Below are 19,831 nucleotides of genomic sequence, written 5' to 3' on the forward strand. Positions count from 1 at the left end.
ATCGCGAGCAAGCTCGCTCCCACAGGGAATAGCGTTGGGGCTGTTTAGGCGGTCGCCTGGCGCACCTGTTTTTCCAGTTCCACCTTCAACCCCGGCTCCAGCTTGAGTTGGCGCGCCAGTTCGTCGAGGTAGGACTTCTCCATGAAGTTTTCCTCGTCCACCAGCATCACACTGGCGATGTACATTTCCGCGGCTATTTCCGGGGTGCTGGCGGCGCGGGCGACGTCGGTGGGGTCCAGGGGTTTGTTGAGTTCGGCGTGCAGCCAGTGTTGCAGCTCCTGGTCGTTGTCGAGCTTGGTGAATTCACCTTCGATCAACTGCCGCTCCCGCTCGTCCACATGACCATCGGCCTTGGCCGCCGCCACCAGGGCCTTGAGGATCGCCTGGCTATGCTGTTCCACCTGCGCCGGGGGCACGCGGTCGAGGGTCTGCGGTTCGGTTTTCGGCGCGGTGCCCTGTTGGGCCTGCCAGTTGCCATAGGCTTTGTAGGCGATCACGCCCAAGGCAGCCAAACCACCGTAGGCCAGGGCCTTGCCACCGAAGCTGCGGGCTTTCTTGTTGCCCAGCAACAGGCCCATGGCCCCGGCGGCCAGGGCCCCGCCGCCCGCGCCGGAAAGCATCCCGCCCAGGTTGCCGGAGCCGCCGAGCAACCCGCCCAGGCCGCCGGACGACTTGCCCTGTGAGCCGCCAGCCTTGTTCTGCAACATTTCCTGGCCGGACTTGAGAAGCTGATCGAGCAATCCACGGGTGTTCATTTGTTGCCTCCACATTGTCGGGTCAACGTAAGGCCCCCAGCCTAGATCGAAAGTGCCCTGACGCCGCAGGCGAGATTGCTTCCAGATGTTGCCTGACTCATTCAAAGACGCACTCACCTACCCTTCTAAAAAAACGATATACACTCCAGCACATCGATAAAAATCACCCACCGGGTATACGCCCATGATGACCCTGCGTCAGATCCGCCACTTCATCGCCGTGGCCGAAACCGGTTCCATCTCCGCTGCTGCGCAAACGGCGTTCATTTCCCAGTCCACCCTGACCCTGGCGATCCAGCAACTGGAGCAGGACATCGGCGTCAGCCTGTTCAGCCGCCATGCCAAGGGCATGACCCTGACCCACCAGGGCCATCAATTCCTGCGCCAGGCCCATGTGATCCTGGCCACCGTCGACAACGCCAAGCGCAGCCTGCAACAAAGCACCGATCAGGTGGCCGGCCAAGTCACCATTGGCGTCACCAGCCTGGTCGCCGGCTATTACCTGGCGGACCTGCTCACCCGTTTCCAGCGTGCCTACCCCAACGTGGAGATCCGCGTGATGGAGGACGAACGGCCGTACATCGAGCATTTGCTGGTCAGCGGCGAAATCGATGTCGGGGTGCTGATCCTGTCCAACCTGGAAGACCGCCACGCGTTGCAGACCGAAGTCCTGACCCATTCGCCACACCGCTTGTGGTTGCCGGCGCAGCACCCACTGCTGGAGCACGACAGCATCAACCTGGCCGACGTGGCCCGCGAACCACTGATCCAGCTGAACGTCGATGAAATGGACCGCAACGCCCAACGCCTGTGGCGCGGCGCCGGCCTGCAACCGAGGGTCACCCTGCGCACCGCCTCGACCGAAGCGGTGCGCAGCCTGGTGGCGGCGGGATTGGGTGTGTCGATCCAGCCGGACATGACCTACCGCCCTTGGTCGCTGGAAGGCGACATCATCGAAGCCCGACCGATTGCCGACCTCAACCAGACCCTCGACGTAGGCCTGGCCTGGCGCCGGGGCACGGCGCGACCGGCGTCGGTCGACCCGTTCCTGGCCGTCGCCCGGGAACAACCTCATGGCGGGCGCAAGCCATCTATTTAATCGAATGCAGCCTTGAGTATTTCGAATTTGTCGGCCTCGGGGCTGAGCCCTAATCTGATTACGCCCCCCTTCCTGTGGGAGCTGAGCTCGCTCGCGATAGCGGTGGGTCAGGCAAAATTGATTCAACTGACAGACCGCTATCGCGAGCAAGCTCAGCTCCCACAGGGACTATTTTTAACTGGCAGTAGTCATCACCCTTAAATGAGAAATCGGACATGGCTGGCACGCAAACCCCGTTGTGCACCGCGTTGCTGATCGACGGAGAGTTCGTTGCCGGCGAAGGCCTTGTCGAACCGATCCTCAACCCGGCCACCGGTGAAGTGGTGGCTCACGTCGCCGAGGCCAGCACCGAACAGGTGGAAGCCGCGATCCTCGCCGCCCATCGCGCCTTCGACGGCTGGTCGCGCACCACGCCGCAACAACGCTCGAACCTCTTGCTGGACATCGCCAGCGCCATCGAAAAAGACGCCGATGAGCTGGCCCGCCTCGAATCCCTGAACTGCGGCAAGCCGCTGCACCTGGCGCGCCAGGATGACCTGAGCGCCACCGTGGATGTCTTTCGTTTCTTCGCCGGCGCCGTGCGCTGCCAGACCGGCCAGCTCAGTGGCGAATACCTGCCCGGCTACACCAGCATGGTGCGCCGCGACCCGATCGGCGTAGTGGCGTCCATTGCGCCGTGGAATTACCCGATCATGATGGCCGCCTGGAAAATCGCCCCGGCCCTGGCCGCCGGCAATACGCTGGTGTTCAAGCCCTCGGAACACACGCCGCTGTCGATCCTGGCCCTGGCGCCAGCGCTGGCCAGGATCCTGCCGCGAGGCGTCATCAATATCATTTGCGGGGGCGGCGAAGGTGTGGGCAGCCATCTGGTCAGCCACCCGAAAGTGCGCATGGTCTCGCTGACCGGCGACATCGTCACCGGGCAGAAGATCCTCCAGGCGGCGGCGAAAACCCTCAAGCGCACGCACCTGGAACTGGGCGGCAAGGCGCCGGTGATCGTGTGCAACGACGCCGACATCCAGGCCGTGGTCGAAGGCGTGCGCACCTACGGCTATTACAACGCCGGGCAGGATTGCACCGCAGCCTGCCGGATCTACGCCCAGGACGGGATTCACGACCGTCTGGTGGCCGAGCTCGGCGCGGCGGTCAGCAGCCTGCGCTTTGCCGGCAAGCGCGACGCCGACAATGAGATCGGCCCGCTGATCAGCACCCGCCAGCGCGACCGCGTGGCCAGTTTTGTCGAGCGCGCCCTCGGCCAACCGCACATCGAACGCATCACCGGCGCGGCGGTGCATTCCGGCGCCGGTTTCTATTACCAACCCACGCTGCTGGCCGGCTGCAAGCAAAGCGATGAAATCGTCCAGCGCGAGGTGTTCGGCCCGGTCGTCACCGTGACCCGTTTCGACGAACTCAGCCAGGCGGTGGACTGGGCCAACGATTCCGAATACGGCCTGGCCTCCTCGGTGTGGACGCAGAACCTGGACAAGGCCATGCAGGTGGCGGCGCGGCTTCAATACGGCTGCACCTGGATCAACAGCCATTTCATGCTGGTCAGCGAAATGCCCCACGGCGGCCTGAAACGTTCGGGTTATGGGAAAGACCTGTCCAGCGATTCGCTCCAGGACTACAGCGTGGTGCGCCACATCATGGCCCGCCACGGCCAGCATCTGTAGCTAACAGAACTACTCTAATAACAGGCCAGCCATGGCGCTTCACCCGGTTCGAACACTGCCCCGACCATAATTAAAGCAAGAGGGATTTCCATGTACGCGCACAAGACCGTATTGCTCAGTGCACTCACCACGGCGCTGCTGACCAGCGTCAGCCTCCAGGCCGCCGAACCGCTCAAGGCCGTCGGTGCCGGCGAAGGTCAACTGGATATCGTTGCCTGGCCGGGTTACATCGAACGCGGCGAAAGCGACAAGGCCTACGACTGGGTCAGCGGTTTCGAGAAGGAAACCGGCTGCAAGGTCAATGTGAAAACCGCCGCCACGTCCGACGAAATGGTCAGCCTGATGACCAAGGGCGGCTATGACCTGGTCACCGCCTCCGGCGACGCCTCGTTGCGGCTGATTGCCGGCAAGCGCGTGCAGCCGATCAACACCGCGCTGATCGCCAACTGGAAGAATCTCGACCCGCGCCTGAAGGATGCGCCGTGGTACGTGGTCAACCAGCAGACCTACGGCACCCCCTACCAATGGGGCCCGAACGTGCTGATGTACAACACCGACGTGTTCAAGCAGGCGCCCACCAGTTGGAGCGTGCTGTTCAATGCCCAGGACCTGCCCGACGGCAAGCCGAACAAGGGGCGCGTGCAAGCCTACGATGGCCCGATCTACATCGCCGACGCGGCGCTGTACCTCAAGACCGCCAAGCCTGAACTGGGCATCAAGGACCCGTACCAACTCGACGAAGCCCAGTACAAGGCCGTGCTGGAATTGCTGAGGGCTCAGCAGCCGTTGATCCACCGCTACTGGCACGACACCACTGTGCAGATGAGCGACTTCAAGAACGAAGGCGTGGTGGCGTCCGGTGCCTGGCCGTATCAGGTCAACGGCCTGATGAACGAGAAGCAACCGATCGCCTCGACCATTCCGAAAGAAGGCGCCACCGGCTGGGCCGATACGACGATGCTCCACGCCGAGGCCAAGCATCCCAACTGCGCGTACAAGTGGATGGACTGGTCGCTGCAACCGAAAGTCCAGGGTGACGTGGCCGCGTGGTTCGGTTCCTTGCCTGCGGTGCCGGCAGCGTGCAAGGGCAGCGAACTGCTGGGCGCCGAAGGCTGCAAGACCAACGGCTTCGATCAGTTCGACAAGATCGCCTTCTGGAAAACCCCACAGGCCGAGGGCGGCAAGTTCGTGCCGTACAGCCGCTGGACCCAGGACTACATTGCGATCATGGGTGGGCGCTAAGCCCAATCAGCCGGTGTAGTTCGCTGTGTGGGAGCAAGGCTTGCCCGCGATGAAGAGGACGCGGCTTCTTGGAAAACCGAGACGCCCGTATCGCGAGCAAGCTTTGCTCCCACCAAGCCCCTCGCCCGACGATTCAGCCATGTTCAACACAAGCCCCGTTTTTGGAGCCCCGCACCATGACGCTTGCAGTCCAGTTCACCCAGGTATCCCGTCAGTTCGGCGATGTGAAAGCCGTTGACCGGGTCTCCATTGATATCCAGGACGGCGAGTTCTTTTCCATGCTGGGCCCGTCCGGCTCGGGCAAGACCACCTGCCTGCGGCTGATCGCCGGGTTCGAGCAACCCAGTGCCGGCTCGATTCGCATCCACGGCGAAGAAGCCACCGGGCTCGCGCCGTATCAGCGGGACGTGAACACCGTTTTCCAGGATTACGCCCTTTTCCCCCACATGAACGTACGTGACAACGTGGCCTACGGCTTGAAAGTCAAAGGCGTCGCCAAGGCCGAGCGCATCCAGCGCGCCAACGAAGCCCTGGAAATGGTGGCCTTGGGTGGCTATGGCGAACGCAAGCCGGTGCAGCTCTCCGGCGGTCAACGCCAACGCGTGGCCCTGGCCCGGGCGCTGGTCAACCGTCCGCGGGTGTTGTTGCTCGATGAACCCTTGGGCGCCCTGGACCTGAAGCTGCGCGAACAGATGCAGGGCGAATTGAAGAAGCTGCAACGCCAGCTGGGCATCACCTTCATTTTCGTCACCCACGACCAGACCGAAGCGCTGTCGATGTCCGACCGCGTGGCGGTGTTCAACAAGGGGCGCATCGAACAGGTCGATACCCCACGCAACCTGTACATGAAACCGGCGACCACCTTCGTCGCCGAATTCGTCGGCACCTCCAACGTGATTCGTGGCGAGCTGGCCCGGGAACTGAGCGGTTATCCACAGCCGTTCTCGATCCGCCCGGAACACGTGCGTTTCGCCGAGGGCCCGTTGGCCAGCGATGAGATCGAGGTCCACGGCCTGCTGCACGACATCCAGTACCAGGGCAGCGCCACACGCTACGAATTGAAACTTGCCAACGGCCAGACCCTGAACCTCAGCCAGGCCAACACCCAGTGGCTCGACAACGCAGCCCAGCACCAGACCGGCCAACCCCTCAGTGTTCGCTGGGCCCGTGAGGCGATGGTCGCGCTGCACGACACCGTCAGTGGCGAGGTGTGAGATGAACACCCTGGCCATCACCCAAGCGCCTGCGCCCGGTTCGCCGCTGCGGCGCTTTGCCAACCTGCTGTACCGACGGCCCAACCTGTACCTGTCGATGTTGCTGGTGCCGCCGCTGCTCTGGTTCGGCGCGATCTACCTCGGCTCGCTGCTGACCTTGCTGTGGCAGGGGTTCTACACCTTCGATGACTTCACCATGGCGGTCACGCCGGACCTGACCCTGGCGAACTTCGCGGCGCTGTTCCAGCCCTCGAACTTCGACATTATTTTGCGCACCCTGAGCATGGCGATTGCCGTGTCCATCGCCAGCGCCGTCGTCGCGTTCCCGATCGCCTACTACATGGCGCGCTACACCCGCGGCAAGACCAAGGCGTTTTTCTACATCGCGGTGATGCTGCCGATGTGGGCCAGCTATATCGTCAAGGCCTACGCCTGGACGCTGCTGCTGGCCAAGGGCGGCGTGGCGCAGTGGTTCGTCCAGCACCTGGGCCTGGGGCCGGTGTTGCAGTTCGTGCTGGGGATCCCAGGCGTGGGTGGCAGCACCTTGTCCACCTCGCACCTGGGACGTTTCCTGGTGTTCGTCTACATCTGGCTGCCGTTCATGATCCTGCCGATCCAGGCGTCCCTGGAGCGCCTGCCGCCCTCGCTGCTGCAAGCCTCGGCGGACCTGGGCGCCAGGCCACGCCAGACGTTCACGCAGGTGATCCTGCCGCTGTCGATCCCGGGCATTGCCGCCGGCTCGATCTTCACCTTCTCGCTGACCCTGGGGGATTTCATCGTGCCCCAGTTGGTGGGCCCGCCGGGTTACTTCGTCGGCAGCATGGTCTACGCCCAGCAAGGCGCCATCGGCAACATGCCCATGGCCGCGGCGTTCACGCTGGTGCCTATCGTGCTGATCGCGGTCTATCTATCCATCGTCAAGCGACTGGGAGCTTTCGATGCGCTCTGACTCTCAAGACCGAGCCTCGTGGGGCTTGCGGATCGCAGCGTGGGGCGGGCTGCTGTTCCTGCATTTCCCGATCCTGATCATCTTCCTCTATGCCTTCAACACCGAGGACGCGGCCTTCAGTTTCCCCCCCAAGGGCCTGACCCTGAAGTGGTTCAGCGTCGCCTTCTCGCGCCCGGATGTGCTGGAGGCGATCAAGCTGTCGTTGCAGGTCGCGGCCATCGCCACGCTGATCGCCATGGTGCTCGGCACCCTGGCTTCGGCGGCGCTGTACCGTCGCGACTTCTTCGGTAAACAGGGCATTTCGCTGATGCTGATCCTGCCGATTGCCTTGCCGGGGATCATCACCGGCATTGCCCTGCTGGCGACCTTCAAGACCCTGGGCATCGAACCGGGAATGTTCACCATCGTCGTCGGCCACGCCACCTTCTGCGTGGTGATCGTCTACAACAATGTGATCGCCCGCCTGCGCCGCACCTCCCACAGCCTGATCGAGGCCTCGATGGACCTGGGTGCCGACGGCTGGCAGACCTTTCGCTACATCATCCTGCCTAACCTGGGGTCGGCACTGCTGGCCGGCGGGATGCTGGCCTTCGCCCTGTCGTTCGACGAAATCATCGTCACCACCTTCACCGCTGGCCACGAACGCACCCTGCCGCTGTGGCTGCTCAACCAGCTCAGCCGCCCGCGCGACGTGCCGGTGACCAACGTAGTGGCGATGCTGGTGATGATGGTCACGATGTTGCCGATATTGGGCGCGTATTACCTGACCCGCGGGGGTGAGAGCGTGGCCGGTAGCGGCGGGAAATAATCAACAGTGATCGCTCACTGGGGAACCGCAATCCTGTGGGAGCGAGCTTGCTCGCGAAGGCGTCGTGGCAGTCGCTGCAAAGGGTGAATGACCACCGCTATCGCGAGCAAGCTCGCTCCCACAGGGGATTTGGGAAACATTCAAGAGGACTTGGACATGCAAACCAAACTGCTGATCAACGGCCACCTGGTAGACGGCGAAGGCCCCGGCCAGGCCGTGTTTAACCCCTCGCTGGGGCGAGTGCTGGTGGAAATCAACGAGGCCAGCGAAGCCCAGGTCGATGCCGCCGTGCGTGCGGCCGACAGCGCCTTCGACAGCTGGTCGCAGGTGGCGCCCAAGGACCGATCCCTGTTGCTGCTCAAGCTGGCCGACGCCATCGAAGCCCACGGCGAAGAACTGGCGAAGCTGGAGTCGGACAACTGCGGCAAACCCCTTAGCGCCGCGCTGAACGACGAGATCCCGGCGATTGCCGACGTGTTCCGCTTCTTTGCCGGTGCCAGCCGCTGCATGAGCGGCTCGGCGGGCGGCGAGTACCTGCCGGGGCACACGTCGATGATCCGTCGCGACCCGGTGGGCGTCATCGCCTCCATCGCGCCATGGAACTACCCGCTGATGATGGTCGCCTGGAAAATCGCCCCGGCCCTGGCCGCCGGCAATACCGTGGTGCTCAAGCCGTCGGAGCAAACCCCGCTCACGGCCCTGCGCCTGGCGGAACTGGCGTCGGAGATTTTCCCGGCTGGCGTGCTCAACGTGATCTTCGGCCGTGGGCAGACCGTCGGCAACCCGCTGGTCACCCACCCGAAAGTGCGCATGGTGTCGCTGACCGGCTCCATCGCCACCGGCTCGAACATCATTTCCAGCACGTCCGACAGCGTCAAGCGCATGCACATGGAACTGGGCGGCAAAGCCCCGGTGATCATCTTCAACGATGCCGACATCGACGCGGCCGTGGAGGGCATCCGCACCTTCGGTTTCTACAACGCCGGCCAGGACTGCACTGCCGCCTGCCGCATCTATGCCCAGCAAGGCATCTACGAGCAGTTCGTCGAGAAACTCGGCGCCGCGGTGGGCAGCATCAAGTACGGCCTGCAAACCGCGTCCGACACCGAGATGGGCCCGCTGATCACCGCCCAGCACCGCGACCGCGTGGCCGCTTTCGTCGAGCGGGCCATCGCCCAGCCGCATATCCGCCTGGTCACCGGTGGCAAGGCCGTGGACGGCAACGGGTTCTTCTTCGAACCGACGGTGCTGGCCGACGCCCAGCAGGATGACGAAATCGTCCGGCGGGAAGTCTTCGGGCCGGTGGTGTCCGTCACCCCGTTCCTCGACGAAGCGCAAGTGCTGGCCTGGGCCAACGACTCGGATTATGGCCTGGCTTCATCGGTCTGGACCGCCGACATCGGCCGCGCCCATCGCCTGTCGGCACGCCTGCAATATGGTTGCACCTGGGTGAACACCCACTTCATGCTCGTCAGTGAAATGCCCCATGGCGGTCAGAAACGTTCCGGCTATGGCAAGGACATGTCCATGTATGGGCTGGAGGACTACACGGTGGTGCGGCATGTGATGTTCAAGCATTGACGACAAGACAACGTTGGCAACACATGCTCGCGCCTGCCCGGCGTTCGTCCTGCTAAGGTTTTCGTCGATCGGTGCACGCCCGCCGGTTGACGGAAATCCTGGCAGCACCTAGGGTGTCTACAACGTATACACCTTGGAGATCAGCCATGGCCTCGCCCGTTTTGTCCTTTCGTGTGGAAGAAGGTCTGGCCCAACAGCTGGACTTGCTGGCTGCCGCCACCGACCGCGACCGCCAATATCACCTCAAGCGTGCACTGGTTCGATATGTGGAAGCCGAATCCTGGCATCTGCAAGCCATCAGCGAAGGCATGGCCGATGCCGACGCTGGAAATCTGACCGATCTGGACGCCGTGAAGGCTAAGTGGGCAAAGCGTGCCAAGCATCGTACTGACCGACAAAGCACAGAGTGACCTCGACTCGATCCACGAACATTACCAAAGCGCTATCGGCGCAGAAGGCGCCGATGAGGTCATCCTCGCCATCCTGGAGACATTGCGCCAACTGCAACGCTTTCCCGGCTCGGGCCGTCCTTCGGTCGTTCCCGATGTTCGAGAGCTGGTGTTGACACGTTACCCGTTCGTTGCCCCCTACCGGCTCCATCAGGGGCAACTGCAAGTCCTGCGGATACTGCACCAGCGCACCGAACGTCCCCAGGACTGGTCGGTGGAGTGATGTCGGCCGGCGCGCCTGCCCCGACCGCTCACCTGCGCCACGCTTCAAAACCGTGAAACACTCCTCATCGCATCCACCAGATAGCGCATGGCGATGCGGTCGTTTTCCGACAACTCCCGATAGCGCTCCACCAGTCTCAATTCTTCAAGGCTGAGGCGGCGTGTCCTGCGCGGGTTGGTCAGGCCTGGAAAGATCCCCAGCATTTCGGTAATGCCCTGTATTTTTGTCATGAGTTGTCCTTCTTTACGTCGAGGTTGACCTGATAGCGCCGTCTGAACCCGGGTTAGATCGTCTATCACGCTAAAGAATAGGGAGGATTCAAAGCGTGAAAAGGGAGTTTTAGAGTAATTAGTCAAAAAATGCCGCAATCCTTATAAAAAAAGAAATAACTGTAAGAAAATTTGACCAAGCCACGCTTTCCTTGCTCTCAAAGCCTGTATTTCCCCTATGATTTTGCGCCTCGGTGAACCGATCCAGCTCTCAGGTATCTGTTCTAACGTTCGTCGCGTTTGGCCAAAGGCATGTCCGAACTCTTTTATCAGTCTTTGTTGCCAGGATCGGCGCGGGATTGTTTCGAGAAAGGTTGTATTTATGCACCGCAGGAATCTGCTCAAGGCCTCCATGGCCTTCGCCGCCTACACCGGGCTGTCGGCCTCCGGGCTCATGGCCGCTCGCGCCTGGGCCGCCGATCAGACTGCCGACGGCGAAGCCCGTCCCTTCGATTTCAACGGTTTGAAGGATCAGGCCCGGCGGCTGGCCGAAAGCCGCTACGTCGACACCAAGCAAGTCCTGCCACCCACCCTGGCGCAAATGTCGCCGCTGCAGTTCAACGCCATCCAATACGACGTCAATCACTCGTTATGGAATGACCTGGAAGGGCGACAACTGGATGCACAGTTCTTCCATGTCGGCATGGGTTTCAAGCAGCCGGTGCGCATGTACAGCGTCGACCCGAAGACGCGTATGGCCCGTGAAGTGCACTTCCGTCCGGAACTGTTCAACTATGAGAAAACCACGGTCAACACCTCGCAACTGACGGGTGACCTGGGCTTCGCCGGCTTTCGTGTCTTCAAGGCGCCGGAGCTGGATCGACACGACATCGTTTCGTTCCTGGGGGCCAGCTATTTCCGCGCCGTGGATGCCAGCGGCCAGTACGGGCTGTCGGCTCGCGGCTTGGCCATCGACACTTATGCCAAGAAGCGGGAGGAATTCCCGGACTTCACCAAGTTCTGGTTCGAAACCCCGGACAAGAACAGCACCCGTTTCGTGGTCTACGCCCTGCTCGACTCCCCCAGCGCCACCGGTGCCTATCGGTTCGACATCGATTGCCAGCCGACCCGGGTAGTGATGGAGATCGACGCGCACATCAATGCCCGTACCGCCATCGAGCAACTGGGTATCGCCCCCATGACCAGCATGTTCAGCTGCGGTACCGTCGAACGGCGCATGTGCGACACCATTCACCCGCAAATCCACGACTCCGACCGGCTGGCCATGTGGCGCGGCAATGGTGAGTGGGTCTGCCGTCCGTTGAACAACCCTGCCACCCTGCAATTCAATGCCTTCGCCGACAACAACCCGAAAGGTTTCGGCCTGGTGCAGACCGACCACGACTTTGCCAGCTACCAAGACACCGTGGACTGGTACAGCAAGCGCCCAAGCCTGTGGGTCGAACCGACGACGGCGTGGGGCGAAGGCTCGGTGGACCTGCTGGAAATTCCTACCACCGGAGAGACCCTGGACAACATCGTCGCGTTCTGGACGCCGAAAAAACCGGTGGCCGCCGGTGATTCGCTGAACTATGGCTACAAGCTCTACTGGAGCGCGTTGCCGCCGGTCAGCACCGACCTGGCCCACGTCGACGCCACCCGTTCAGGCATGGGCGGTTTCATCGAAGGCTGGGCACCGGGCGAGCATTACCCGACCGTCTGGGCACGTCGTTTCGCCGTGGACTTCAGCGGCGGCGGCCTCGATCAACTGCCGCCGGGCACCGGCATCGAACCGGTGGTGACCTGCTCCCACGGCGAAGTGAAGGACTTCAATGTGTTGGTGCTGGATGCGATCAAGGGCTACCGCATTACCTTCGACTGGTACCCGACCGACGACCGGGTGGACCCGGTGCAGATGCGCCTGTTCATTCGCACCAAGGACCGCACCTTGAGCGAGACCTGGTTGTACCAGTACTTCCCGCCGGCACCGGATAAGCGCAAGTATCCCTGACAGGGATCGGGTGCCTGGGCTGGCCCTATCGCGAGCAAGCTCGCTCCCACAGTAGATTGATGTTCTACCCTGTGGGAGCGGGCTTGCTCGCGAAGACGGCAGCACAGGCACCAGCGATTTCAGAGATGAAAAAGCCCCGGCCAATGACGACCGGGGCTTTTTGTTTTATCGGGCACTCAATCGCGCAAATCCGACTCATGAATCGGCTGGTCCCGATGCGTGGCCCGCTGGTACTGCGCCGGCCACGTGGCCTTGCGGCCGCCCAGGTCATCATCGGCATGCAGGGCCCAGTACGGATCGCGCAACAATTCGCGGGCCAGGAAAATGATGTCGGCCTGGCAGGTGCGCAGGATGTGTTCGGCCTGGGCCGGTTCGGTGATCATGCCGACGGTGCCGGTGGCGATTTCCGACTCCTTGCGCACCCGCTCGGCGAAGCGTGTCTGGTAACCCGGGCCGGTGGGGATTTCAGCATTGGCGGCCGTGCCGCCCGATGACACGTCGATCAGGTCCACCCCCAGCGCCCTGAAGCGCCGCGCCAGCTCCACGGTTTCATCCGGGTTCCAACCGTCCTCGACCCAATCGGTGGCGGAGACGCGAACGAACACCGGCAGCTCTTGCGGCCATACGGCCCGGATCGCTTCAGTGACTTGCAGCACCAGGCGGATGCGGTTCTCGAACGAGCCGCCGTACTGATCGCGCCGCTGATTGCTCAAGGGCGACAGGAACTGATGCAGCAGATAACCATGGGCCGCGTGGACCTCGACCACCTTGAAACCGGCCGTGAGGGCGCGCTTGGCCGAATCCACGAAGGCCTGGATGACTCCGGCGATCTGCCCTTCGTCCAACTGCACCGGCTGGGTGTGTTGCGGGTCGAAGGCAATCGGCGACGGACCGACCGGCACCCAGCCGCCATCCGCCGGTTTGACGCTGCCATGCTTGCCCAGCCAAGGTCGCCAGGTGCTGGCCTTGCGCCCGGCATGGGCCAGCTGTATGCCCGGCACGGCGCCTTGGGCGGTGATGAACCGGGTGATGCGTTGCAAGGGTTCGATCTGTTCATCGTTCCACAGCCCCAGATCCTGGGCAGTGATACGACCGTCGGCGGTCACGGCGGTGGCTTCGGTGAACACCAGGCCGGCACCGCCCACGGCGCGGCTGCCCAAGTGCACCAGGTGCCAATCGTTGGCCAGGCCATCGGTGCTCGAATACTGGCACATCGGCGATACCGCGATGCGATTGGGCAGGGTCAATTGGCGAAGGGTATAGGGTTCCAGCAGCAGACTCATGGGGCACCTCTCGAATCAGTGGGCAGGCTCCAGGGTTCTGTTTGAAAAGTCGACGAGTGACAAGAAGGTGCAACACCCGCCCCCGCGGGCAAAAAATTCGACAAGACGTCACAAGGGCTATCAAGCAGTGCTTAGAGCCTAGTCGACAACCCGGGAGGCGGGAGGGTTCAGAACTTAAAAACCGACGGTGTGACGCAATGGCGTACCCCTGTGGCGAGGGAGCTTGCTCCCGCTGGACGCGCCAGCGTCCCCTTGCGATGTGATGGCTGAAGTTCAGGGGGCCGCTTCGCAGCCCAGCGGGAGCAAGCTCCCTCGCCACGAAGACCCGTCGGCTAGCGCGGTTCGATATGGGCAATCATCAACTGCACCGTTTCCTGGCCGCGGAACTCGTTGAGGTCGAGCTTGTAGGCCAGTTCCACCCAGCGCACGGTAGGGTTGGGCCAGATCTCGCGGTCGATGCCGAAGGCGATGCCGTCGAGCTTCACCGAGCCGCACTCGCTCTTGAGAATGACCTTCAGGTGCCGTTCGCCCACCACCCGTTGTTCGACCAACTGGAACACACCATGGAACATCGGTTCCGGGAAATGCTGGCCCCAGGGACCGGCATGGCGCAGCGCCCGGGCCAGCTCGAGGTGGAACTCCTCCACCGCCAGGGTGCCATCCGACAACAACCGGCCGGTCAGGTCTTCTTCGCGCAATTGCCGGCGCACTTCCGCGTCGAACGCTTCGGCGAACAACGGAAAATTCGCTTCCGGCAACGTCAGCCCCGCCGCCATGGCGTGACCGCCGTACTTGCTGATCAGGGTCGGATGCTGCGCCGCCACCACGCTCAGCGCATCGCGAATGTGAAAACCCGGTACCGAGCGCCCCGAACCCTTGAGCAAACCGTCCCCGGCATCGGCAAAGGCGATGGTCGGGCGGAAATAGCGCTCTTTCATTCGCGAGGCGAGAATGCCGATGACCCCTTGGTGCCACTGCGGGTCGAAGAGGCACAAACCGAATGGCATCGACTCCACTGGCAGGTCCTTGAGCTGAGCCAGGGCTTCACGCTGCATGCCCTGCTCGATGGACTTGCGGTCCTGGTTCATGCCGTCCAGTTGCGCCGCCATCTCCCGCGCCAGGGCCGGGTCGTCGGTGAGCAGGCATTCGATGCCCAGGCTCATGTCGTCCAGGCGCCCTGCCGCATTCAGACGTGGCCCGAGGATAAATCCGAGGTCGGTGGAGGTAATCCGTGACGCGTCGCGCTTGGCCACTTCCAGGATCGCCTTGATGCCGGGCCGGGCGCGTCCGGCGCGAATCCGTTCCAGGCCCTGGTGCACCAGGATCCGGTTATTCGCGTCCAGGGGCACTACGTCGGCCACGCTGCCCAGGGCCACCAGGTCGAGCAATTCGCCGATGTTCGGCTGGGGGGTGCTGGCATACCACCCCAGGCTGCGCAGACGCGCCCGCAGAGCCATCAGCACATAAAAAATCACCCCGACACCGGCCAGGGCCTTGCTCGGGAATTCGCAACCCGGCTGGTTCGGATTGACAATGGCATCGGCCGCCGGCAATTCGAGGCCTGGCAAGTGGTGGTCGGTGACCAGTACCTGGAGCCCCGCCGCTTTCGCCGCCGCCACGCCTTCCACGCTGGAGATGCCGTTATCCACGGTGATCAGCAACTGCGGTGCGCGGGCCAGGGCGACTTCGACGATTTCCGGGGTCAGCCCGTAGCCATATTCGAAGCGATTGGGCACCAGGTAATCGACATGGGCTGCACCGAGCAGGCGCAACCCGAGCATCCCCACGGTGCTGGCGGTCGCGCCATCGGCATCGAAGTCACCCACGATCAGGATGCGCTGGCGCTGCTCCAATGCCGTCACCAACAGATCCACCGCGGCGTCGATCCCCTTGAGCTGCTGAAAGGGAATCAGGCGCGCCAGGCTCTTGTCCAGTTCAGCCTCGGACTGTACGCCGCGTGCCGCGTACAGGCGCGTCAAGAGGGGCGGCAGGTCACCGAGAAATGGCAGGGTGTCGGGCAGTTGGCGGGGTTCTATGCGCATGGGGTGACGACATTTCTCTGGATAATCGTGAAAATTCTGGCAGGGAGCTTGTGTGGGAGCGAGCTTGCTCGCGAAAGCGGCGGCACATTCAACATAAATGCAAACTGATCTACCGTATTCGCGAGCAAGCTCGCTCCCACAATGAGTTCACTTGATGCCGGGGCGGTTCAACCACGCTCGCCCAGCAACCATTGCAGCTGGACTTCATGCTGGCCACGGTCGTCGGTCACGAAAATCGTGCCCTCGCTGATCATCACATCCCACTTGATCACCCGGGGCATGTCCTGGGCCAGGGTTTCGAGCACGTCCTGGGGCACGGCGGCGATGTTGACGTTCTTCAGGTTCTTGACCGCCGGGATCACCTTGCCTTCCCACACCCGCAGGCTGCCATAGGCCAGCAGGCTGGTGCGCTCGGTCCGGCGCGAGCACCAGGTCAGGCGATCGGCATCCGGCTGGCCGACTTCGATCCAGTGCAACACACGGTCATCCAGGCTTTTTTCCCACAGCGCAGGTTCATCGACGTCTGACAGACCACGACCAAATGCCAGCAGCTCGTTGTACCAGAACGCGTAGGCCAGCAGGCGCACGGTCATGCGCTCTTCGGTTTCCGAAGGGTGGCGGGCGATGGTCTGCTTCACATTCTCGTACACATTGCGGTCGAGGTCGGTGAGGTTCAGTTCAAACTTGTAGGTCGTGGACGGCTGGGCCATGAACGGGCTTCTTGATACGAGGAAAGGCGGCAAGTCTAACCGATGACGCGGGCAATCCACGAATTGCCGACCATCAACCTGCGGCGACCGGCCCTGGCCTATGATAAAACGCTCTATTCGTTCTGCCTTTGTCCTACAGGATCCGCCATGTCGCTTACTGCCAAACCCCTTGCCGGCGTCAAAGTCATCGAACTGGGTACCTTGATCGCCGGGCCCTTCGCCTCGCGCATCTGCGGCGAATTCGGTGCCGATGTCATCAAGGTCGAATCGCCCGACGGCGGTGATCCACTGCGCAAGTGGCGCAAGCTGTACGAAGGCACCTCGTTGTGGTGGTTCGTCCAGGCACGCAACAAGAAATCCCTGACCTTGAACCTCAAGCACCCCGAAGGCCTGGCGATCCTGAAAAAACTGCTCGGCGAGGCCGACATCCTGATCGAAAACTTTCGCCCCGGCGTGTTGGAGAAGCTCGGCCTGGGCTGGGAGGTGCTGCATGCACTGAACCCGAAACTGGTGATGGTGCGGCTTTCGGGCTTCGGCCAGACCGGGCCGATGAAAGACCAGCCGGGGTTTGGCGCGGTGGGCGAATCCATGGGCGGCCTGCGCTACATCACCGGGTTCGAAGACCGCCCACCGGTGCGCACCGGGATTTCCATCGGCGACTCCATCGCCGCCCTCTGGGGGGTGATTGGCGCATTGATGGCCCTGCGTCACCGGGAGATCAACGGCGGCACCGGACAAGTGGTGGACGTGGCCTTGTACGAGGCGATTTTCGCCATGATGGAAAGCATGGTGCCGGAGTTCGACGTGTTCGGTTTCATCCGCGAGCGCACCGGCAATATCATGCCCGGCATCACCCCCTCGTCCATCCACACCAGCGCCGATGGCAAGCACGTGCAGATTGGCGCCAACGGCGATGCGATCTTCAAGCGTTTCATGCAGATCATCGGCCGTGACGACCTGGCCAATGACCCGCAACTGGCCAGCAATGATGGCCGTGACAGCCGGCGTGACGAGCTGTACGGGGTCATCGATCGCTGGGTCAACGCGCTGCCGCTCGATAGCGTTATCGACCAACTGAACCAGGCCGGGGTGCCGGCCAGTCGGATCTTCAGCGCCGAGGATATGTTCAGCGACCCGCAGTTCCTCGCCCGTGAGATGTTCCTGCAGGCCAAGCTGCCGGACGGCAAGGCGTTCAAGATGCCGGGGATCATACCGAAGCTCTCCGACACCCCGGGCACCTGCGAATGGGTCGGGCCGGCACTGGGTGAACACAACGCACAAGTGCTCGGTGAGCTGGGCTACGACCCACAGCAGATCGCCAAACTGCGCAGCGACGGCGCCATTTGAAGCACTGCAGGGAGGCAGTCACTGGAGATCAAACCGTGGGAGCGAGCTTGCTCGCGATAGCGTCAGATCAGCCGCATCGATCTCGACTGACACTCCGCTATCGCGAGCAAGCTCGCTCCCACAAAAGCGTCCTGCGCCCGACAGAACACACCAAAAAACATAAACGCCGGGCAAAAAGAAACCCCGAGAAGTGGGGAGACGACTCGGGGTTAAACGTGACCATTCAAGGTCCGTACAACAAGCGACAAGCACCGGAGCACAATGCTCGCTCTTGCTGGTAAAGGGTCTGACTGGTCAAGGCGTAGGAAGGTTCCCACAAAAGCCCAGTCAATTCGCCGCGACCATGACCTTGTCGCGCGCCAGATTGCGCAGCGCCGCAATCACACAGGGCTCCAGGCGCCCCTCGGCAATCAGCACATCGCGATGCAGGCCATCGACTACGTCCGTCAACTGACGCTTGTCGGTCAATTGGGCCTGATTGAACACTCGCTCGACCATGATGACCCCGCTGGCATTCTTCAGCGTCACCCGGCATTCGCCCTTGGCGCCGGAGGGAGTCAGCGAGACCTGATACGGGCTCAAGGCTTCATTCAGCAATAGGCTGATACTTTCCATTCGCTCACCCTTCAATAGTCCGAAACAACTGCATGTGCACAGTAAATGACCGTGGGCCGCAGCAGAAAGTTCGTCAGCGCACCGAACCGGCATGCCTTCAACCTGTTCAACCGAGCATGCGCGTCCAATATGACAGGCAAACAACAACGCTCTGCGAGAGCCGTTACGAGGTGACGGCCGGCTCAGACAGGCCCCTGTCGCAACGACGCCACCGCCGCCCGACATCGGTCCAGCCACCCAGAATGCCGCGCAGCTGCCCATCAGCCCCATAGAACGGCACCGACCAATGATAGATTTCCCGCAATCCGCCGCTGAACATCAATTGCCGGTCGACGAATCGAGATTGGCCGGTGCGCAATTGCTCCATCACTTCCCCGTGCAGCAGCTCGGCGGTGGCCGGCGGGAATGATGCCGAGTCGGTAAGCCGCGTGCCCCGCAGTTTTTCGAAGCGGGTCGCAAACTGGTCTTCATAGCTTTTGTTGCACATGATCAGGCGCCCTTCCAGATCACAGATAAAAATCGGGTCGGGAATGGCATCCATCAAGGCCCGCTGGAGCATCAACTGGTCCTTGAGGACCGCTTCGGCCTTGAGGCGTTGGTCGATCTGTATCTGCAGGCGGCGGTTCCACAGCAGGGACAAGAGACCAAACACCACGACCACGGTCACACACCAGTAACCCCAGCGGGACATCCGCTCCCAGATCGATGGCGCCTGGACGGGCGTAGCACCGGCCATCCATTTCGAACGCAGTGCACGCATGTCCTCGGCGGGGAAGGCTTCCAGCGCTTTATTCAAGATACTCAACAGCACGGTCAGGTCCTGGCGCACTGCCAGGTAGTCCGGTTCCCACTTGCCCTCAAGGCCGCTGCCGACCTGCAACTGCCCGGCGGGATAGAGATGCACCCCGGTTTCATTTTCGATGGTGGCATAAGCTTCCCGGCTCTCCACCAACGCCCGCGCCTCGCCAAAGGTCTTGGTCGTACGCAATTTGATCGCCGGGTAATCGCGCCTGATTTCCGCCTCCAATGCATGCCGTGCCGGCAGTGCCAGGACCTTCCCTTCGAGCTGCTCCAGCGAATGGAGGGACGATTCCCCGTCACGGCCGACGAATACCCAACCGGAACCCCCGAATGCATGGCTGAAACTCAGGAAGTCCCGACGTTCTTCATTCATCGCCAGCAGGGTCGTCATGTCGGCCTCGCCATTCTCCAGCATTGTCAGCAACTCGCCGGGGGAGAACGATTCACGATGCACGAACTCAAGGCCGGTCATGTGCGCGATGCGCTGGAGAACGTCGTGGTTCAGCCCATTCCACTGCCCCTGTTCGTTCTTGAACAGGTACAACGGAAACTGCATCGTGGCCACGATGACCCGGGGGTTCTCCTTGATCCACTTCAACTCCTGCGCGTCCAGCACCAGCCGTTCGCCAGGGTTGGGCGGTGGCGTTTCGAAAGCCGCCAGCGGCGCCGCGTTGCCTCCCTGCGTCCAGTACATCAGGGCCAGGCCCATTACCCAGCCCAGGGCCGGTTTGCCTTTGATAAAAAACGACATCTGCATTTCCTTCGAGATGACTCGCCCATCCCTCCAAGGGCGAAAACCCGGCCAGTTTGGCATGCAGAA

The 19,831-nt window shown here is 62.3% G+C and carries 18 protein-coding genes; 11 read left to right on the top strand and 7 right to left on the bottom strand.

Annotated features, from left to right (window positions below; translation table 11 throughout):
- Nucleotides 1-44: 44 nt before the first annotated feature.
- Nucleotides 45-755: a tellurite resistance TerB family protein gene (locus AO356_RS06290; RefSeq protein ID WP_060739037.1), complete on the bottom strand. Its 711-nt coding sequence runs from the start codon at nt 753-755 to the stop codon at nt 45-47.
- Between the two features lie 184 nt (nt 756-939).
- Here AO356_RS06290 and AO356_RS06295 point away from each other — a divergent pair, with 184 nt between their 5' ends.
- The 9 genes from AO356_RS06295 (at nt 940) to AO356_RS06335 (ending at nt 9,993) form a co-directional block, all read left to right on the top strand.
- On the top strand, nt 940-1,854 hold the full coding sequence (locus AO356_RS06295; RefSeq protein WP_060739038.1) for a LysR family transcriptional regulator: 915 nt from the start codon (nt 940-942) through the stop codon (nt 1,852-1,854).
- 215 nt (nt 1,855-2,069) lie between these two features.
- Nucleotides 2,070-3,527 (top strand): gamma-aminobutyraldehyde dehydrogenase, encoded by a 1,458-nt coding sequence (locus tag AO356_RS06300; RefSeq protein WP_060739039.1) that lies wholly within the window; start codon nt 2,070-2,072, stop codon nt 3,525-3,527.
- A gap of 90 nt (nt 3,528-3,617) precedes the next feature.
- Nucleotides 3,618-4,769, top strand: a complete 1,152-nt coding sequence (gene ydcS / locus AO356_RS06305; RefSeq protein ID WP_060739040.1) for a putative ABC transporter substrate-binding protein YdcS — start codon at nt 3,618-3,620, stop codon at nt 4,767-4,769.
- Between the two features lie 176 nt (nt 4,770-4,945).
- The gene (locus AO356_RS06310) at nt 4,946-5,983 is read left to right on the top strand and encodes an ABC transporter ATP-binding protein (RefSeq protein WP_060739041.1); all 1,038 of its coding nucleotides are present in this window, start codon (nt 4,946-4,948) and stop codon (nt 5,981-5,983) included.
- A gap of 1 nt (nt 5,984) precedes the next feature.
- Nucleotides 5,985-6,932, top strand: a complete 948-nt coding sequence (locus AO356_RS06315; protein WP_060739042.1) for an ABC transporter permease — start codon at nt 5,985-5,987, stop codon at nt 6,930-6,932.
- Nucleotides 6,922-7,740, top strand: coding sequence for an ABC transporter permease (locus tag AO356_RS06320; RefSeq protein ID WP_060739043.1), 819 nt, complete (start codon nt 6,922-6,924; stop codon nt 7,738-7,740). The genes AO356_RS06315 and AO356_RS06320 overlap by 11 nt, the downstream gene beginning before the upstream one ends.
- Nucleotides 7,741-7,896: 156 nt before the next feature.
- Nucleotides 7,897-9,321 (top strand): gamma-aminobutyraldehyde dehydrogenase, encoded by a 1,425-nt coding sequence (locus tag AO356_RS06325; protein ID WP_060739044.1) that lies wholly within the window; start codon nt 7,897-7,899, stop codon nt 9,319-9,321.
- A 146-nt stretch (nt 9,322-9,467) separates the two neighbouring features.
- The gene (locus AO356_RS06330; protein ID WP_060739045.1) at nt 9,468-9,731 is read left to right on the top strand and encodes a CopG family ribbon-helix-helix protein; all 264 of its coding nucleotides are present in this window, start codon (nt 9,468-9,470) and stop codon (nt 9,729-9,731) included.
- Entirely contained in the window at nt 9,694-9,993 is a 300-nt protein-coding gene (locus AO356_RS06335; protein WP_060739046.1) for a type II toxin-antitoxin system RelE/ParE family toxin, read from the top strand. The genes AO356_RS06330 and AO356_RS06335 overlap by 38 nt, the downstream gene beginning before the upstream one ends.
- Nucleotides 9,994-10,037: 44 nt before the next feature.
- Here the strand turns inward: AO356_RS06335 and AO356_RS06340 are convergent, their stop codons facing one another.
- On the bottom strand, nt 10,038-10,223 hold the full coding sequence (locus AO356_RS06340) for a hypothetical protein (protein WP_003198116.1): 186 nt from the start codon (nt 10,221-10,223) through the stop codon (nt 10,038-10,040).
- A 361-nt stretch (nt 10,224-10,584) separates the two neighbouring features.
- On the opposite strand from AO356_RS06340, the gene AO356_RS06345 reads away from it, so the two are divergent.
- Complete coding sequence (locus AO356_RS06345; RefSeq protein ID WP_060739047.1) at nt 10,585-12,213, top strand: glucan biosynthesis protein D; 1,629 nt, start codon at nt 10,585-10,587, stop codon at nt 12,211-12,213.
- A gap of 176 nt (nt 12,214-12,389) precedes the next feature.
- Here the strand turns inward: AO356_RS06345 and AO356_RS06350 are convergent, their stop codons facing one another.
- From AO356_RS06350 to AO356_RS06360, 3 genes are all read right to left on the bottom strand, one after another.
- Nucleotides 12,390-13,496, bottom strand: coding sequence for an NADH:flavin oxidoreductase/NADH oxidase (locus AO356_RS06350; RefSeq protein ID WP_060739048.1), 1,107 nt, complete (start codon nt 13,494-13,496; stop codon nt 12,390-12,392).
- Nucleotides 13,497-13,828: 332 nt separating this feature from the next.
- Nucleotides 13,829-15,538, bottom strand: coding sequence for a single-stranded-DNA-specific exonuclease RecJ (gene recJ, locus AO356_RS06355; RefSeq protein ID WP_060739049.1), 1,710 nt, complete (start codon nt 15,536-15,538; stop codon nt 13,829-13,831).
- Nucleotides 15,539-15,705: 167 nt separating this feature from the next.
- On the bottom strand, nt 15,706-16,248 hold the full coding sequence (locus AO356_RS06360) for a YaeQ family protein (RefSeq protein WP_060739050.1): 543 nt from the start codon (nt 16,246-16,248) through the stop codon (nt 15,706-15,708).
- Nucleotides 16,249-16,395: 147 nt separating this feature from the next.
- Between AO356_RS06360 and AO356_RS06365 the strand changes: the two genes are divergently transcribed.
- Nucleotides 16,396-17,595 carry a CaiB/BaiF CoA transferase family protein gene (locus tag AO356_RS06365; RefSeq protein ID WP_060739051.1) on the top strand — a complete coding sequence of 400 codons (1,200 nt, stop codon included), beginning with the start codon at nt 16,396-16,398 and terminating at the stop codon, nt 17,593-17,595.
- A 327-nt stretch (nt 17,596-17,922) separates the two neighbouring features.
- Here AO356_RS06365 and AO356_RS06370 read toward each other — a convergent pair whose 3' ends face one another.
- Both AO356_RS06370 and AO356_RS06375 read right to left on the bottom strand, forming a co-directional pair.
- Complete coding sequence (locus AO356_RS06370) at nt 17,923-18,210, bottom strand: DUF3509 domain-containing protein (RefSeq protein WP_060739052.1); 288 nt, start codon at nt 18,208-18,210, stop codon at nt 17,923-17,925.
- A gap of 163 nt (nt 18,211-18,373) precedes the next feature.
- On the bottom strand, nt 18,374-19,762 hold the full coding sequence (locus tag AO356_RS06375; RefSeq protein ID WP_060739053.1) for a transporter substrate-binding domain-containing protein: 1,389 nt from the start codon (nt 19,760-19,762) through the stop codon (nt 18,374-18,376).
- Nucleotides 19,763-19,831: the final 69 nt, after the last annotated feature.

Source organism: Pseudomonas fluorescens (assembly GCF_001307275.1).
Lineage (GTDB): Bacteria > Pseudomonadota > Gammaproteobacteria > Pseudomonadales > Pseudomonadaceae > Aquipseudomonas > Aquipseudomonas fluorescens_AA.